This is a genomic window from Mucilaginibacter sp., assembly GCF_028288185.1.
Classification (GTDB): domain Bacteria; phylum Bacteroidota; class Bacteroidia; order Sphingobacteriales; family Sphingobacteriaceae; genus Mucilaginibacter.
In genome coordinates, this window is record NZ_JAQBOF010000030.1 from 52,224 (window position 1) to 69,031 (window position 16,808).

The window sequence follows — 16,808 nt, forward strand, 5'->3', positions numbered from 1 at the left end:
GTTTTCTCTCTTCGTTCGAAATGACATAATTTATAATTTATCTTTGCCGCAATGATTTTTCTAACATTCTTCCTGGGCCTTATAGCCAATTTTATAGGCTACATACCACCCGGAAATATCAACCTCTCTTTAGTACGCATTACCATAAACCGTGGTTTTAAACAGGCCATGCAGTTTATCATCGCGTTTAGCTGTGCAGAGTTCGTCTTTACCTTCATCATTATGCACGCGGCTAAGTGGCTGTCAGAACAGGTGCATTTGGATGTAGTTATAGACTGGGTAATGTTTGCGTTGTTTTTGGTGCTGGGTACCATTAGCTGGCTTAATCGCAAAAAGCCACCCGAAACCAAATACAGCGAACATGCCAGTATTAAATACGGTATCATATTAGGTTTTGCAAACCCTATGCAAGTACCCTTTTGGATGATCTGCGGAACTTATTTAATAACACACGAGTGGATATTGGATGGAAATTTCGCGCTGGTGATATTTAGTATTGGCTCGGCAGGCGGGGCGTTTTTATGCTTGTTTTTATATGCCAGGTTTGCGCAGTATATACAAAGCAAATTCGCATTAAGCACCCGGATCATTAATACAGCAATTGGTATCTTATTTTTCAGCTTAGCCGGATACCATTTGGTGAAACGGATTTATTTGGCGGTAGTACCGAAGCACAAAAAAATAGAGGACACCAGGAGTAATTAAACCTTCGAACTCCTACTCTTCAAATTCCATATCCTCTCGGCCTTACGCCCTATCAGCCAAAACGATGCGGCAAGTATGGCGAAGAAAACCGTTTTGTTAGTATTGTCCCAAAAGTACTCGAAGTATTTGGTGTAGATAAAAATGATCAAAAAAGTTATGCCAAACTCCCGCGATATATCGTCCTTATTTTTTAATCCGAACAATAGGAAAGCGCCGGCTACGAACATGGATATTATCCCCCAATAATATAGGCTAATCTGTTTAATTTGATACCACTTATCTAAATTACCATAATTGCCAAATATACTTAACAACCATAACGACATAAACAGGTACAACAAACCCACCACATAAGTATGCTCCCAAAAATAAGCGAACCATTTACGGTTACGCAACACCGCGCAGGCACTAACCAACACCAAGCCGAACAGCACAAAACGCAACGGGTAATTCATTCCCAAAAAATAATCCGTCCAGTGTGTTTGGAAACCGGTTTCTGTACCGAACCAGCTGCCTAGTGAGATTAAAGCGAATAGCCATATCAGTCTGGAGTTCATCCGCCAGCCTAAAAAACCATATACAAAAACCGATAATAAGAACAGTAACGAATAATGCCCTGATCCTCTATCCAGCGTTTTGCCCAGGTAGGCTATACAACAGGCGGTAAACAATATGCCGGTAAATATTACGGCCTCATTACTGAATATTTTTTCGGGATAAAGCCTTTCCCTGCGCCTACCCCAATAAAACAGGAAGACAGCTAATACAGCCGAACAAATGCTAATGATAATATCAGGCGTATAGTATAAATGCTTGAGCCAGTTAACCACCACATCATTAACTATCAGGAACGCGAATGATGCCCCGCCGCAGATGAGCGCCACCCAAAACGAATATTTAGCCAGCCGCATCCAGTCAAACCCTTTAACCTCGTACGAGTCGCGGAGTTTCCCGGCTTGCTCATTGCTAAGCAAACCTTCCTTTTCCCAATGGGTAATGGTTTCGTTTAGAAATTCGCTTTCGGATTTGTCTATGTTGAGTTTGTTCATTGGCTCACTAGTTCATTAGTTCATTGGGCACTTCTAACGGATACCAAAGCTATCAATTTTAGTTCCACAATTAACGACAGGTACAACGTAATCCACCAATGAACTACTGAACTAATCAACCAATAAACTGATTACCTCTTCCTTATCTTTAGCTATCTGTAGCTTCAATTCGTCCAGTCCGTTAAATTTTACATCGCCCCGCACAAAGTGATGAAACTCCATACGGATCGTTTCGTTGTAAATCTCTTTATCAAAATCAAACAGGTTAACCTCGATATTACGCACCATGCCGTTAATGGTGGGGCGACTGCCAATATAGCCCATGCCGTTATATTCACTGCCGTTATGCTGCACTTTAACAGCGAAGATACCGTCGGCGGGGATAAGCTTATATTTTTCTTCAACCTGGATGTTGGCCGTAGGATATCCAATCTGCCGGCCAATCTGGTCGCCGCGAATTACTTTGCCGGTAATAAAAAATGGATAACCTAGAAATTCATTAGCCAATTTAATATTGTTGCTTAGTAAAGCCTCGCGTATACGGGTTGAGCTTACAGCTACTTCGTTAATATCCTGCTCGGGTATCTCCACAACTTCAAAACCATACACCGGTGCCAGGTGCAGCAGATCATTCAAATCACCACGGCGATCCTTGCCGAAACGATGATCATACCCAATTACAATTTTTTTAGTACCGATCTTATTCACCAATACATCGCGGATATAATCCTCGGGGCTTTGATTAGAAAAATCGCGGGAGAAGGGCGTGATGATTAGATGATCTACACCTAATTGTTCCAGCAATTCGGCTTTTTCATCAATGGTAGTAATCAGTTTTATGCTTTCATCCTCGGGATGTAAGATCATCCTCGGATGCGGAAAAAAAGTTAGTATAACAGTTTCACCACCGGTAGCATCGGCCAGTTCTTTTATGCCCGATATTATTTTGCGATGGCCAAGATGTACCCCGTCAAAAGTACCGATGGTAACCACTGCATTTTTTACAGGTTTAAATTCATCTATATGATGGTATGTTTTCATGTCGGATGTTCAATGTCGGATTTATGATGAAAAAATATTCACTCATTCAAAAATCACTCATTCACTCATTACTTTATTTGCCTTTATTACATCAACAAGTTCCATCACCTCCCAGGCATCTTTTAAATTAAAATTGCCGCTGCGGGTACGGGTTAGTTTTGAAAGATAAGCTCCATTATTGAGCGCCTTACCAAAATCATTAACCAATGAACGTATATAAGTCCCCTTGCTGCATACTACCTTAAAATCGACTTCGGGCAGTTCAATACGGGTTATCTCAAATTCGCTTATGGTTACGCTACGTAAACGCAGTTCTACTTCCTCGCCGCGGCGGGCTTTTTCGTATAGCCGCTCGCCATCAATTTTTATGGCCGAGTGCGCGGGTGGGTATTGCTGTATGTCGCCGGTAAATTGTTTGCAGGCATTACGTATCTGCTCATCGGTTAGGTTGCTTGTGTCAAACGTTTCTTCAACCGCCGTTTCCATATCGTATGATCGTGTTGTAGCGCCCAACACCATGGTACCTGTATATTCTTTTTCTTCGGCTTGGAAGGTATCTATCTGTTTGGTCATTTTGCCGGTGCAGATAATTAACAATCCCGTAGCCAGCGGATCAAGCGTGCCGGCGTGGCCCACCTTTAGTTTTAACGGTTTAAAAGAATTACGCAGCTTACCTACCACATCAAAGCTAGTCCATTGATAAGGCTTGTTAACCAGCAATAGCTCACCGGCGGCAAAATCATATTCTTTACTTTTTGGTAGTGTAGTATCCAAGGTATTTATGTCCATGTAGTGCAAAGGTAACTAAGATTTTTCACCTAGTCTCATCTTAAAAATCATAGTCATTTTATTACAAATAAAAAACACTTTATTAAATACCGATTGGTATATTTGCACTGTGAATAAAGAATTATCAAAAGCAGAACGTACACGTCAGTTCATTATTGAATCTACCGCGGTAGTATTTAATAAGAAAGGTTATGCGGGTACATCTTTGGCTGATCTGACCGAGGCTACCGGCCTTACCAAGGGCAGCATCTATGGTAATTTTGAAAATAAAGAAGATGTGGCCCTGGCGGTATTTGATTACAACGCCTGCCGTACTGCCGATTTGGTAGACCAACACATGGCACAGGCCAATACCTTTTACGATAAACTAATGGTTTATACCAAAGTTTACAGTAGCGAAACTTTAGCAGCACGGGGCGGCTGCGCTATATTGAACACCGCTGTAGAAGCTGATGATACCAACGATCTTTTAAAAAACAAAGCCGCTAAAGCAGTATTAAAGTGGAAAAAGAAAATTATTGACCTGATAGAAGGTGGAATAGCCGCCGGCGAATTTAAAGCTGATGTGAATGTAAGCCAGACAGCTATAAGTATAGTCGCTTTAATTGAAGGTGGCATTATGATAGGCAAAGTTACCGGCAACCCCGCAAATTTAGAACAGGTATTAAAAACGGTCGAGCTATTGATCAACCAATTGAAGGCATAAAAAATTTGACATAAAATATACCAATTGGTATATTTTATAATTTAATATTGTATCGCGAAAGAGAATAAAAAAATAGCAAACACATAATACAAAATATACCGATTGGTATAAAATAGAATAATGAGCCCGCTAAAAAGACAACTACTAATAATAACCGTGATCTGCGCCGCCATAATGGAGCTAATTGATACATCCATTGTAAACGTTGCCCTATCGTATATGAGCGGTAACCTGGGCTCAACGCTGGAAGATACTGCCTGGGTAATTACCTCATACGCCATAGCCAACGTTATCATCATCCCTATGACCAGCTTTTTAAGCAGCAAGCTTGGCCGCCGTAATTATTATATCGGTTCTATTATACTGTTTACCATCTGCTCGTTTATGTGCGGCAATGCATCGGGTATTACAGAACTGGTGTTATTTAGGTTTTTACAAGGCTTGGGGGGCGGGGCATTATTGTCGGTATCAGCCGCTATTGTTTATGAACAGTTCCCTAAAGAAAAAGTTGGCGTTGCCAGCGCTTTGTTTGGTATAGGTGTATTTATTGGCCCAACCATTGGCCCTACCCTGGGCGGTTATATTACCGAAAATTTCTCGTGGCCATGGATCTTTTATATCAACATCCCCATAGGCATTTTGGCAGCTACCTCTTGTTATTTTTTATTAGCCGAGCCAACTATAAAAAGTAAAGCCGGCCGTATAGACTGGACAGGCATTATCCTGCTCATCGCGGGGATAGGCTCATTGCAAACCGTGTTAGAACGTGGCCAAACCGAGGATTGGTTTGCCAAAGGCTACATCCTTGCATTAACCATCATCGCCATGTTAAGCTTAACCGCTTTTGTGATATGGGAGTTGCATACCGATAACCCGGTAGTAGATCTGCGGGTGCTTAAAAGTAAATCATTAAGCGTTGCCGCCATTTTAACTTTTATAACCGGTGTAGGTATGTTTACCTCAATATTTTTAACCCCGGTAATAGCACAAAGATTATTAGGCTTTACCCCAACTGAAACAGGGCTGTTATTATTACCCGGGGCTATCATCGCCGTGTTCGCGTTAATATGTACCGGCAAGATGCTGCAGAGCGGCGTGTCGCCGGTGCTGGTTATTTTGATAGGCTTTATCAGTTTCATCTTTTTTAACTGGTCTATGTCTCAAATAACTTTAGAGACATCGGCATCTTACATTACAACACGGTTAATATTTAGAGCGTTAGGTATGGCACTGTTAACTGTGCCGCTAAGTTCATTGGCTGTTTCATCGTTACCGGCAAAAGATATGCCGCAAGGTACGGCGTTAAACAATATGATGCGACAATTGGGCGGTTCGTTCGGCATCTCTATTATCACCACTTATTCAACCCGCAGAACTGCCTTGCATCGGGTAGACCTGATAAGCAATATTACTGATGGTAACCCCCTGGTAACGCAACGCATAAACAATTTTACCGGCTACTTTCAGCAAAAAGGAAGCGGGTTAATAGACGCGCACCAAAAAGCTATGAAAATGATAGACCTGTCGGTAGTTAAGCAATCAACCCTGCTAAGCTATGTAGATTCTTATCTTTTAATAGGATTGCTTTTTGCCCTGGCCCTCCCCCTGTTATTACTGGTGTTAAAACGAAAAACAGGGCCGGTCAAACTAGTATTGAATGATCATTAAAATTTTATAACAATTTAAAATAAACAACAAAATGAATATTACAAACAAAACAGTGCTGATAACCGGTGGGGGATCTGGCATAGGCTTAGAAATAGCCAAACAATTAAGTGCAAAAAACAATAAGGTAATCATAACCGGCCGCACGGCGGATAAACTGCAAAAAGCTGCCGAAGGATTAGCTAACGTAACCGCTATTGCAACCGATGTGACTAATGCAGATAATGTAAAGCAATTAGTAGCCACCATTAAATCAGATTTTGGCGGATTGGATATCCTGATCAATAATGCGGGCCACACTTACGTTTATAACCTGGATGCAAGCGCAAACGCTGCCGAAAAAGCCCGGGAAGAATTTGACACCAACTTTTTTTCGATCTTAAATTTAACAGAACAATTATTGCCAGCCTTAACTGCATCGCCGGAAGCTGCTATTGTAAATGTTAGCTCTATATTGGCCCTTACGCCGCGCCACACTTTGCCAACTTACTCGGCCAGTAAAGCGGCGTTGCATTCATACACGCAGGCTTTACGTTTCGCGTTGAAGGCTACCAACGTTAAAGTGTTTGAATTAATGCCGCCGTTGGTTAATACGGAGTTTTCTAAAGAGATAGGCGGCGAAAACGGCATACCACCAAGTACAGTTGCTGATGATTTGATCAACGCGTTTGAGAAAGACGAGTACGAGATACATGTAGGTAATACAGCTCATGTATATGGGTTATCGCCTGTTGATGCTTTTAAGATGGTTAATGAAGGATAAAGGATGTCATCCAACTCTCTCCTTTGGCGGGGCTTTTAAGTATCGTCTTAGATTTTTTTGCTACCTTCATTTTATAGTTTATAAAAAAACATGTCGGCTTGTCCAATTTTAAAAAGATGGGTCGTCATTAGTTTTTTTAACCATTAAACTCAAATATCATGAACGAATTCTTATTGATCTTTAGACGCGACGCCGGTTTTGACGCACAACTTACACCAGCACAAATGCAAGAAGTTACTAAGCCTTGGCAAGACTGGATGGGTGGCCTTGCCGCCCAAAACAAATTAGCTAATAGCGGCGCACGCTTAGCAGTAGACGGCAAAGTAGTAAAGTCTGACGGTGTAATTACCAACGGCCCTTATGTAGAAGTTAAAGAAGCCCTGGGTGGTTTTATCATCATTCGCGCCGCCTCACTTGAAGAAGCTGCCGAACTATCCAAAGGGTGCCCAATATTATCTACCGGCGGCAATGTTGAAGTGCGCCAAATTGTACCTATGCAATAATAACTTTAACGCCTCCCGCCCTGCGGGGGGCGCTTTTTTATGCACCAGGATCAGCTTCTACCACATCTATACCGTACCGAATACCGCAAAATAATTGCCGTACTGGCCCGGCTATTTGGTTTTGAACATATACAAATTGCCGAAGATATTGCAAGCGATACGTTCCTCATGGCATCAGAAACCTGGGGCAAAAATAAACTGCCCGATAACCCCGCCGCATGGCTATATACCGTAGCCAAAAATAAGGCAAAGGACCATTTAAAGCACAACGCCATTTTTACCAAAAAGGTAGCGCTTCATGTTAAAACAGAGCTTTCGCAGCAGCACGAGATTGAGATAGACCTATCCGAAGAAAATATTAACGATAGCCAGTTGCAAATGATGTTTGCCATTTGCCAACCCATCATACCAACCGAAGCGCAGATAGGTTTGGCACTGCGTATTCTTTGCGGTTTTGGTATTGATGAAATTGCCGATGCTTTTTTATCTAACAAAGAAACTATTAACAAACGCTTATTCAGGGCGAAAGAAAAACTACGGGAGCATAATGTTAAAATTGAGTTCCCGGATGCTAATGAAATAAATAAGCGACTGGAAACAGTATTGCTAACCCTGTACCTGTTGTTTAACGAAGGCTATTACTCCATAAGCGGCAATACCAATTTGCGCAAGGACCTTTGCCTGGAAGCCATGCGGTTAAACCATTTGCTGATAGAAAATAAAGCTACCGATTTGCCTGCCGTTAATGCCCTCTTCTCGTTAATGTGTTTCCATGCCTCGCGGTTTGATGCCCGTATAGATAAGGATGGCGAAATGATAATTTATGACGAGCAGGACACCAGCCTTTGGAATGACGAACTGATATCACGAGGAACAAACTACCTCATCCGTGCATCGCGCGGCGAAGAGTTAACCCGTTACCATTTAGAGGCCGCCATCGCCTTTTGGCACACCCAAAAAGCCGACACCATAGAGAAATGGGAAAGCATACTGCAACTCTATAACAAATTACTGATACTGGAATATTCGCCCATGGCAGCGCTAAACCGCACTTATGCTTTGGCTAAGGCTGACGGAAAAGAGGCAGCTATAATTGAGGCCGAAAAATTAACGCAATTAACCGATAGCCATTTATATCATTCTTTATTGGGATACCTGTATACCGGCGTTGATAACGAGATGGCATTGCAGCATTTGCATAGATCTTTAAAATTGGCTAAGACTATTGAGGAAAAGAATAGGATTAGGAAGAATATAAAAGCTTTGGGGTAATATCTATTTGAACGCTTGGTGACGCTCTTGGCCGGCCAACTTATTCTGTTTGATTTCATCCGAAGCTTTTTTGCTGACGGGTACCCGTGAAACATTCTGCACCAGAAAAATCATGTTATCCTCTAATCCTAAAATCAAGGTTCAGACAATGGCCAAGTGCGCAAGCCACGTTAGGGATAACAGCGGATACCGGCCTATGACTAAGGCCTGCGTAGTATGAGCGGATAGCCCGACCCCGATTAAAATTGGGGAAACGCCCAAAATCTCACTAAACAAGTAGAGCCCCCGATGGGCGGGAGCTCTGACTAACCAATTATAAACCAATATATGAGAGAGATGTGCTTTTTTGAAATTCATCAAATCCGCACATTACGTTAATTCGATTGTTATATAACACTTCACAAACGCTATGCCGAACTTTTAATTGTATCTTATTGTACCTATAACACTATTGTTACACACATAAAAAAGAGCGGTAGATTTTAAACCCATCGCTCTTTTAAATTTTATTTAAGTGTCTTAAACTGTGTGCAATACGTTACCTGTATAGTACAATACAATAATAAATACACCCGCCAGTATACGGTAAAAGCCAAATAGCTTGAAGCCTTTTTGTTCTAAAAAAGTAATAAAAGATTTAATAGCCATTAATGCCACAATAAAAGCAATAGCACTGCCTATTAATAAGTATTTTATATCGTGGTGCATATCGGCAGCGGTTATATTGCCGTGCTTGTAAAAATCATAAAGGTCTTTTAATGTTGCGCCAAACATGGTTGGTACCGCTAAAAAGAAAGAAAATTCGGCCGCTGCCTTGCGGCTTAGTTTTTGGGTCATACCACCTACTATGGATGCTGCCGAGCGTGACACACCCGGCACCATGGCCAGACACTGGAAGAAACCTATTTTAAGCGCTGTAACGTGGTTTATTTCTTTTTCGTCATCGATGGTAGGTTTGTTAAACCAATCGTCCACAAACAGCAGGATAACGCCGCCTATAATAAAAGCTATGGCTACTACCAATGGGCTTTCTAAAAGCACATCGATCTTTTTCTTTAATAATAATCCAAAGATCACCGCGGGGATAACGCCTATCACCAGCTTCACATAAAAATCAATAGAGCGGAAAAAACGTTTAAAGTATAATACCACTACGGCCAGGATAGCGCCTAATTGGATAACGATCTCGAATAGCTTTACAAACTCGTCCTTGCTTATGCCCATTATAGAGCTGGCAATAACCAGGTGCCCGGTTGATGATACGGGTAAAAACTCGGTTAATCCTTCAATTATAGCAAGTATAACTACGTGAATAATATTCATGGTACGGGGTAAGGTTTAAATAGTGCGGATGAAAATTATTCGGCTTCTGGTTTTTTCTTTAGGATAGCATAAAAGCCAATACCGAAACCGCCCAATACTACTATTGGTGCAATAACTATTTTGGTGGTGCTGTAAATATCAGTAGTGCCAGACATTAGCACAAAGCCAAATGCCACAACCGCTATGCTGATGATGAACCAGGTATAATTACTTTTGTCGAATATAAATTTTACCGGCGTAGCGTTTGCCGATGTTTTAGCTGCTGTTTTTGCAGCCGGTTGTGTAGTCTTTGCCATATCTTAATGAGTGAATTATTGAATTAATGATTGAGTGAATAAATAAATTCGAAATCGAACGTCCGAAATCCGAAATAATCTATCTGTATAAATCGTATATTTTTAAACGTAAAAATTTATTTACTGCAAGGTAGGTGCTAAAGGCTGATATAAATATGCCTAAGCCTATAACCCCTAAAAATACAATACCAAACTCGGCATTGTTTTGCAGGATTACCAGGTCTGGCACCTCTAAATTTGCCAGGTATAGTGTACCTATTAAAATTATTACCGCTATTAGTCCGCCTAGCAAACCATGCCACAAACCGTATAATAAAAATGGCTTGCGGATAAATCCTTTTGTGGCCCCTACCAATTGCATCGACTTAATTAAAAACCGCTGCGAGTAAATAGCCAGCCTGATAGTATTGTTTATTAACGCTACCGATACCACCACAAATATGCCGGTAAAGGCTAGTATAACTAAGGTAATAGAGGTTAAATTCTGGTTCATTTGGTCAACTAACGATTGTTGATACTTAACCTCTTTAACCAATGGATTTTTTAATAACTGCTCTTTAAATTTGGTTATCTCGGCATTGTTGGCATAATCAGCGTTCAAATAAACATCTAACGATTGTGACAATGGGTTATAGCCCAAAAACTTCACAAAGTCTTCGCCCAAATCTTTTTGCAAATTACGGGCGGCTAATTCTTTACTTACGTAAATAGCCTGCTTAACTGCCTTATTACTTTCCAGTTGGTTTTGCAACTGGCGCACATCAGTTTCGTGAGCGGCATCGTCAACAAAAATATTGAGTACGATATTTTCTTTCACATAGCGCGACAAATTATTGGCATGTACTAATATTAAGCCCAGCAAGCCAATCATTAACAATACCATAGCTATGCCGAACACAGTAGATATGTATATCGCCTTTGTTTTATTTGCCGATTCGCTTGCTTCAAATTCTTCCATAGCTTAGTCTTAGTTTCTGCGAAATTAAGAAACCAAGCCTAAAGGTAAAAGTTTATATTTTATTAATTGGGTTTTATGCAAGATGTTTAACATTATTTAACGCCCCAACCTGTCATTTCGAACGAGGTACGAGGAGAAATCTTAAACACGCGACATTTGCGCGAGGCGTATAAGATTTCTCACTACGTTTCGAAATGACATAAAAGATAGTGATTTAAACAATCCCTCTTTCCACCTGTTATCCTATCATGACAAAGCCAGCAAACTCAACAGACAAGCCGTCACCGGCTGATACGCCTACTCACCGGCCAAATGACAATGGCGGCAAAAGCAAGGTGCGCAATGCCGATAAACAATATGACGCGGATAACCCGCATGGCGGCGATATAGCCAATAAACATGAGAAGGAAGAGCAGCCGGTTAACCCGGGGAAGAAAAGTTGACAGTTTGCAGCGGGCAGTTTGCAGTGACTGGCAAATCAAATAGAAACTGCAAACTGTGAACTCAAAACTGCAAACTATCTCGCTATCCCAGTCGAGTTAAACTGCAAATCATATAGTTTGCGATAGTAGCCGTCATCAATACGCAGCAGTTCCTGGTGGGTGCCCATTTCTTTGATCTCGCCATGGTCAAGCACAATTATCTTATCGGCGTTTTGTATGGTTGATAAGCGGTGAGCGATAACAATAGCCGTACGGCCCTGCATCAGCTTGTTAATGGCATTTTGTATCAGTATTTCGGTTTCTGTATCAACTGACGATGTAGCTTCGTCTAAAACTAAAATAGCCGGATCATAAACCAACGCGCGAATAAAAGATATCAGTTGCGCCTGCCCTGCTGATAGGGTCGCGCCGCGCTCCATTACATTATAATCGTAGCCGCCGGGCAGGCGCTCAATAAACTCGTGCGCGCCTACATCCTTTGCTGCCGCGATGATCTGCTCGCGGGTTATCAGCTCATTATTAAGGCTGATGTTGTTGGCAATTGTATCGGTAAACAAAAACACATCCTGTATAACCGTAGCAATTTGCGATCGCAGGTAGTTAACATCATACTCATGGATATTGTTACCATCTACTTTAACCTCGCCTTTGCCTATCTCATAAAAACGATTTAAAATATTTATAGTTGATGATTTGCCTGCGCCGGTAGCACCAACCAATGCCAGCGTCTCGCCGGGTTTTACATGGAAATTGATATCCTTTAAAACCCAATTCTCATCATTATAAGCAAACCAAACGTTGTTAAATTCAATCTCGCCTTCCAGGCGGGCGGGCCTTAATGTGCCGGTGTTAACGGCAACTTCATCGGTATCTAAAACTTTAAAGATCCTATCGGCACCTACCATACCCATTTGCAGGGTATTAAATTTATCGGCCAATTGGCGTATAGGGCGGAAGAGAATATTAAGTAATAGAATAAATTCGGTTATAACACCCGGAGTAATGCCTTTACCCGAGGCAGAAAGAACGGTCAACTGCCCATCTGACAGGATTCGCTTACAACCATACCAAACCAACAGCCCGATACAAACAGCAAACAATATCTCGACCACCGGGAAGAAAATAGAATAATACCAGTTAGACCGAATGTTTGCATCCCGGTACTTTAAATTAACTGCCTTAAATTTTCTCATCTCCTGCTCTTCGCGGGCGAAGTTTTGGATAATGCTGATACCCGAAATATGTTCGGCCAAAAAGGTATTGAGTTGCGCTACCTGCGTACGCACCTCCTGGAAGGATGATTTTATGGCTTCCTTAAACACATAGGTTGATGCAAACAAAAACGGCATCGGTATCAGAGTTATCAACGCCAGTTTCCAGTCCTGCACCAGCATATAAATTATAACTGCAAATACTAGCAGCAAATCGCCAATAATAGAGATCAATCCTTCCGAGAAAATATCTGCAATTGTTTCCAGATCAGATACGGTACGGGTTATCAGCATCCCGATAGGGGTTCTGTCAAAATACTTTAAACGCAGACTGGTGATATGATTAAAAATATCTATCCGCAGATCGCGTATTACTGACTGCCCCAGGGCGTTGGTTAAATAGGTTTGGTAATATTGCGCAACAGTTTGTATAAAGAGCAGGCCAATCATTAGCTCCACCATAAATAACAAGCCGTTATAATCATTCAGCATGATATGTTCGTCCAGCGTTTTTTTGATCAGGATGGGTTGCACCAGAGCGCTAACCGCTAAAAACACGGTTAAAACTGCCGATATGATAAACGTACCATTGTATGGTTTAACATAATGCATTACCCGCTTTAGCAGCTTCCAATCAAATGCTTTACCTGTAACTTGTGATGCCATTTATTCTTAGTATTGAGTAGCTAGTATCAAGTAGTTAGTATTTTCAAATATCGCAAAATCTATCTTGATACTTGATACTAATTACTTGATACTATAAATATGGATAAATTACTTCCGTTAAATACAACCCGCAAGCAGGTACCGATGTCCCGGCATTGCTACGGTTCTTGCTTTCAATAATATCCCGAACAGCTTCCGGTTCTATTTCCTTTTTTCCCACCATAATTAGCGTACCCACAATAGCCCGCACCATATTGCGCAAAAACCGGTCTGCCGAAATATGGAATACTATACCGCCATCCGTCTTTACCCAATCGGCTCGGCTTATTTTACAGTTGTTAGTTTTAACCTGGGTGTTTGATTTACTGAAGCAGCTAAAATCAGTATATTCCATAATGATCTTCGCTGCCTGGTTCATCAGTTCCAGGTCAGGCTCATCGCGCAGTAACCACGAGTACCCATATTTAAACGGGTCTTTATCAAAATGGATATGATATAGGTAGGATCGCAATGTGGCATCAAACCTTGCATGCGCGTCAGCCTTAACCGGCAGTATGTTTTTTATAGCAATGTCATGCGGCAGTACAGAATTGATACTGCGCAGAAATGTACCATGATCCATCATCGATGAACTATCAACTAAATCGAAATGTGCAAAAAACTCTTTAGCATGTACCCCGGTATCCGTACGGCCACAACCTAAGGTTTCTATCGGCTCGCGCAATATGATTGATAGCGCCTTATCCAAAACCTCCTGTACAGCAACAGCGTTAGGTTGTGTTTGCCAGCCATGATAGTTGGTACCATCGTAAGAAAGTTCAATAAAATATCGTTGTTTGTTTGCCACAGGGCAAAGGTAGCTAATGAAGATTAAAGATAAGTGTCAAATAGATAAGCCTAATCTTTAATCTTCACATCCTAATTATTAATATACTCCTTATAAATAGCCTCAAATAAAACCTTATTTTCCACTGCGGTATCAAATGGCTGATCAAGGAAGGTATTGCTGTAACCAATTGCTTTGGCCAGGTTTTTTAAAACTTTAAAGTAGGTTATTTCTATACCTTCAATTATCTGTAGGTAAAACAATATAAACACATCGCGCTCAAGCGGCGACTTCCCGGATCTGATAACCGACAGGTAGGCTTCCAGCGTCATCCCCTTCATGCCTAATACACTGGTTTTACTTGGCGTTTTTTGTATAGACCGGTAAATCTCGTCCATTTGCAATATCTGGTTATTGGTATCGGTCCTCAGCTCATCAACTGCTAATTTTAATTGCTGCAGAGAAGCTATTATTTCAATCTCGTTAAAAAAATCAAGCAGGTGCTGTTTACCAAAATAAATGCTGTTTAAATGTTCAAGGAACATTTTTTTCAGGTGGTCATTTTCAAACTTTACATCTTTGGGTGTAAGTGGTTCTTCAGGAGCTTCGGCCATGTTAATTGTAATAAGTTACGATAGTTAAATTTACACTTTTATTTACACTTATAATAATGTAACGCAGTTATGGTAATTTTATCAATAAGCGCAATTATATTTGTCCCATAAATATTTAACAATCATGCTACAACGTATACAAAGTATATATCTTTTATTTGCCGGCCTGGTAATAGCCGGGCTGTTTGTGTTTCCATTGGTACATGGCGTTTATGTTGATGGTAAAGCATTAACCGTAACGGTTACCGGCATTTACCAGGATGCAGGCGGGCAGTCTGCCCATACCCAGCCTTTTACCGCGCTTACCATAGCTACCGTTTTTGTAGCGTTGTTGCCGTTAACCGTAATTTTCCTGTATAAAAACCGCAAGCGGCAAATTTATTTATGCTATGGTTTAATGCTGGTGGTAATAGCCTATAGTTACTGGGTATCGCAAACCGTAAAAAATGCAATTGGCGATGCTTATTTAAACATGAGCAATTATGGTATTGGCATTATACTGCTATCAATAAGCATCATATTTATAATACTGGCGCAAAAATCTATCTCGAGAGATGAGAAGTTGGTACGCTCTGCAGACAGGTTAAGGTAAGAGCCTTACCTAAATCCTTTACAAAGGAGACGACTTCAAATTATTCATTATGAAACACTGGGTTAAAATTGCATTGTTCAGCATTACATGCATAGTATTGGTTTGGGGCGATAGAGTTACCAAGCAACTGGCAAAAGAGCATTTAATGTTTAGCCAGCCTAAGTCGTATTTTCATAACACCTTCATTTTTGAATATGTAGAAAATACCGGCGCCGCATTAAGTTTTGGCGATGACCTGCCACAGGCTGTAAGTTTTTGGCTGCTTAGTATCGTACCGCTTATCATAATAATTGCCTTATTTGGTTATGTAATAAGCCAGCTAAATAATTTAAGCCGGTTAAAGCTATTTAGCTTTACGCTGATCATAGCCGGCGGCCTGGGTAATATTATTGACCGCATAATTTATGATCGCCATGTAACCGATTTTATGAACATGGGCATTGGCGACCTGCGCACCGGCATTTTTAACGTAGCCGATGTTTATATTACCGCCGGAGTTATTGAATTGTTTATTGTTTATTTGAGCAAGGGCAAGAGGGTGTTGAAGCCGGATAACCTGCAAGACAATATTTAAGGCAACGGCTTTTGTCGCGCACTTCTGATATTGATAAGCTCTATTTGCTTTTTGCGAGGTTTGATACGATAGGTTAAAATAGTAAGTGGATTTATAGGCCCTCTATGAAGATCTTTATGCTTTGCAGACTTCCTTAATAATTCGGGATGAAGAATTAAGTTTTCAAAAAACTTGTTTGTTTCAACAACAAACCTGGAAACTTCTTTATCTGACCAATTAGTTTCCAGATAATAAATTATATTCTCGTATCCGGCAGCAGCTCTCTTTGTCCAGACTATTTCGTAAGCCATTTTTGGTATTTAGCCATAACTTCTTTATGAGGGATTACTTCACCTCTATCTGCTTGTGCTAAGCCCTCTGCAATTTGTTCTTTTTCAGCCTCGCTTATTTCATCCCACCAATCACTTTGCTCGCTTTGCTTTAAAGCTATAAAGCTTTTAATTATCGATGGCTCAGTTACTTCCGTGAGCCACCTTATTAAATCTAACTTCTCAGCCTGAATATCCATAACAATTTATCTATTAAACATAAAATTAAAAAATCTTCTTTTACAAACCTATTTTTTAAAAACAAAACATTATTGCATTATCCAATAATTAACCCTACCTTTGCGCCCGATTTGGCGATGAAGCCAAATACGTTATTTAAATTCATGAACCCATTTATTAATCTGGGAATCCGTCATGATATTGTTAATGCCATCTCTGAGTTAGGGTTCGAAAACCCTACACCAATCCAGGAACAGTCAATCCCGGTATTGTTAACAGGCAGCAACGATTTTGTCGGATTAGCCCAAACCGGGACCGGTAAGA

At 40.8% G+C, this 16,808-nt stretch carries 20 protein-coding genes and 1 pseudogene; 10 read left to right on the forward strand and 11 right to left on the reverse strand.

The window, feature by feature from the left end; all coding sequences use genetic code 11:
- Window positions 1-51: 51 nt before the first annotated feature.
- Window positions 52-705, forward strand: coding sequence for a LysE family transporter (locus tag JWQ34_RS13735; protein WP_299357931.1), 654 nt, complete (start codon window positions 52-54; stop codon window positions 703-705).
- Here the strand turns inward: JWQ34_RS13735 and JWQ34_RS13740 are convergent.
- From JWQ34_RS13740 to truB, 3 genes are all read right to left on the reverse strand, one after another.
- Window positions 702-1,754: a DUF2157 domain-containing protein gene (locus tag JWQ34_RS13740; RefSeq protein WP_299357934.1), complete on the reverse strand. Its 1,053-nt coding sequence runs from the start codon at window positions 1,752-1,754 to the stop codon at window positions 702-704. The two genes, JWQ34_RS13735 and JWQ34_RS13740, sit on opposite strands and share 4 nt — an antisense overlap.
- 111 nt (window positions 1,755-1,865) lie before the next feature.
- Window positions 1,866-2,795, reverse strand: coding sequence for a bifunctional riboflavin kinase/FAD synthetase (locus tag JWQ34_RS13745; protein ID WP_299357936.1), 930 nt, complete (start codon window positions 2,793-2,795; stop codon window positions 1,866-1,868).
- 57 nt (window positions 2,796-2,852) lie between these two features.
- Complete coding sequence (truB, locus tag JWQ34_RS13750) at window positions 2,853-3,584, reverse strand: tRNA pseudouridine(55) synthase TruB (protein ID WP_299357938.1); 732 nt, start codon at window positions 3,582-3,584, stop codon at window positions 2,853-2,855.
- 109 nt (window positions 3,585-3,693) lie between these two features.
- Here truB and JWQ34_RS13755 point away from each other — a divergent pair, with 109 nt between their 5' ends.
- The 5 genes from JWQ34_RS13755 (at window position 3,694) to JWQ34_RS13775 (ending at window position 8,493) form a co-directional block, all read left to right on the forward strand.
- Window positions 3,694-4,290: a TetR/AcrR family transcriptional regulator gene (locus JWQ34_RS13755; RefSeq protein ID WP_299357940.1), complete on the forward strand. Its 597-nt coding sequence runs from the start codon at window positions 3,694-3,696 to the stop codon at window positions 4,288-4,290.
- Window positions 4,291-4,410: 120 nt separating this feature from the next.
- Window positions 4,411-5,958 carry a DHA2 family efflux MFS transporter permease subunit gene (locus JWQ34_RS13760; RefSeq protein WP_299357942.1) on the forward strand — a complete coding sequence of 516 codons (1,548 nt, stop codon included), beginning with the start codon at window positions 4,411-4,413 and terminating at the stop codon, window positions 5,956-5,958.
- 31 nt (window positions 5,959-5,989) lie between these two features.
- Entirely contained in the window at window positions 5,990-6,718 is a 729-nt protein-coding gene (locus tag JWQ34_RS13765) for an SDR family oxidoreductase (protein WP_299357944.1), read from the forward strand.
- A 158-nt stretch (window positions 6,719-6,876) separates the two neighbouring features.
- Window positions 6,877-7,221 carry a YciI family protein gene (locus JWQ34_RS13770; RefSeq protein ID WP_299357946.1) on the forward strand — a complete coding sequence of 115 codons (345 nt, stop codon included), beginning with the start codon at window positions 6,877-6,879 and terminating at the stop codon, window positions 7,219-7,221.
- A gap of 39 nt (window positions 7,222-7,260) precedes the next feature.
- Window positions 7,261-8,493: a sigma-70 family RNA polymerase sigma factor gene (locus tag JWQ34_RS13775; protein ID WP_299357948.1), complete on the forward strand. Its 1,233-nt coding sequence runs from the start codon at window positions 7,261-7,263 to the stop codon at window positions 8,491-8,493.
- A 519-nt stretch (window positions 8,494-9,012) separates the two neighbouring features.
- On the opposite strand, the gene JWQ34_RS13780 is transcribed toward JWQ34_RS13775, so the two are convergent.
- From JWQ34_RS13780 to JWQ34_RS13790, 3 genes are all read right to left on the reverse strand, one after another.
- Window positions 9,013-9,816 (reverse strand): undecaprenyl-diphosphate phosphatase, encoded by an 804-nt coding sequence (locus JWQ34_RS13780; RefSeq protein WP_299357950.1) that lies wholly within the window; start codon window positions 9,814-9,816, stop codon window positions 9,013-9,015.
- 35 nt (window positions 9,817-9,851) lie between these two features.
- Window positions 9,852-10,112 (reverse strand): DUF3098 domain-containing protein, encoded by a 261-nt coding sequence (locus JWQ34_RS13785; RefSeq protein WP_299357952.1) that lies wholly within the window; start codon window positions 10,110-10,112, stop codon window positions 9,852-9,854.
- Between the two features lie 79 nt (window positions 10,113-10,191).
- Window positions 10,192-11,070 (reverse strand): ABC transporter permease, encoded by an 879-nt coding sequence (locus JWQ34_RS13790; RefSeq protein ID WP_299357954.1) that lies wholly within the window; start codon window positions 11,068-11,070, stop codon window positions 10,192-10,194.
- Window positions 11,071-11,318: 248 nt separating this feature from the next.
- On the opposite strand from JWQ34_RS13790, the gene JWQ34_RS13795 reads away from it, so the two are divergent.
- The gene (locus JWQ34_RS13795; protein ID WP_299357956.1) at window positions 11,319-11,513 is read left to right on the forward strand and encodes a hypothetical protein; all 195 of its coding nucleotides are present in this window, start codon (window positions 11,319-11,321) and stop codon (window positions 11,511-11,513) included.
- Window positions 11,514-11,587: 74 nt separating this feature from the next.
- On the opposite strand, the gene JWQ34_RS13800 is transcribed toward JWQ34_RS13795, so the two are convergent.
- From JWQ34_RS13800 to JWQ34_RS13810, 3 genes are all read right to left on the reverse strand, one after another.
- On the reverse strand, window positions 11,588-13,390 hold the full coding sequence (locus JWQ34_RS13800; protein ID WP_299357958.1) for an ABC transporter ATP-binding protein: 1,803 nt from the start codon (window positions 13,388-13,390) through the stop codon (window positions 11,588-11,590).
- 91 nt (window positions 13,391-13,481) lie between these two features.
- Window positions 13,482-14,237, reverse strand: a complete 756-nt coding sequence (gene truA / locus JWQ34_RS13805) for a tRNA pseudouridine(38-40) synthase TruA (protein ID WP_299357960.1) — start codon at window positions 14,235-14,237, stop codon at window positions 13,482-13,484.
- 71 nt (window positions 14,238-14,308) lie between these two features.
- Window positions 14,309-14,830, reverse strand: coding sequence for a DUF892 family protein (locus JWQ34_RS13810; protein WP_299357962.1), 522 nt, complete (start codon window positions 14,828-14,830; stop codon window positions 14,309-14,311).
- Between the two features lie 124 nt (window positions 14,831-14,954).
- Between JWQ34_RS13810 and JWQ34_RS13815 the strand changes: the two genes are divergently transcribed.
- Entirely contained in the window at window positions 14,955-15,422 is a 468-nt protein-coding gene (locus JWQ34_RS13815; protein WP_299357964.1) for a DUF4293 domain-containing protein, read from the forward strand.
- Window positions 15,423-15,471: 49 nt separating this feature from the next.
- Complete coding sequence (gene lspA / locus JWQ34_RS13820; protein ID WP_299357966.1) at window positions 15,472-15,996, forward strand: signal peptidase II; 525 nt, start codon at window positions 15,472-15,474, stop codon at window positions 15,994-15,996.
- Here the strand turns inward: lspA and JWQ34_RS13825 are convergent.
- Both JWQ34_RS13825 and JWQ34_RS13830 read right to left on the reverse strand, forming a co-directional pair.
- Window positions 15,993-16,286 carry a type II toxin-antitoxin system RelE/ParE family toxin gene (locus JWQ34_RS13825; RefSeq protein ID WP_299357968.1) on the reverse strand — a complete coding sequence of 98 codons (294 nt, stop codon included), beginning with the start codon at window positions 16,284-16,286 and terminating at the stop codon, window positions 15,993-15,995. The genes lspA and JWQ34_RS13825 overlap by 4 nt on opposite strands.
- On the reverse strand, window positions 16,271-16,504 hold the full coding sequence (locus JWQ34_RS13830) for a hypothetical protein (protein WP_299357970.1): 234 nt from the start codon (window positions 16,502-16,504) through the stop codon (window positions 16,271-16,273). Before JWQ34_RS13830 ends, JWQ34_RS13825 begins: the two co-directional genes overlap by 16 nt.
- A gap of 144 nt (window positions 16,505-16,648) precedes the next feature.
- Between JWQ34_RS13830 and JWQ34_RS13835 the strand changes: the two are divergent.
- Window positions 16,649-16,808, forward strand: a pseudogene (locus JWQ34_RS13835) (ATP-dependent RNA helicase); the annotation flags it as partial.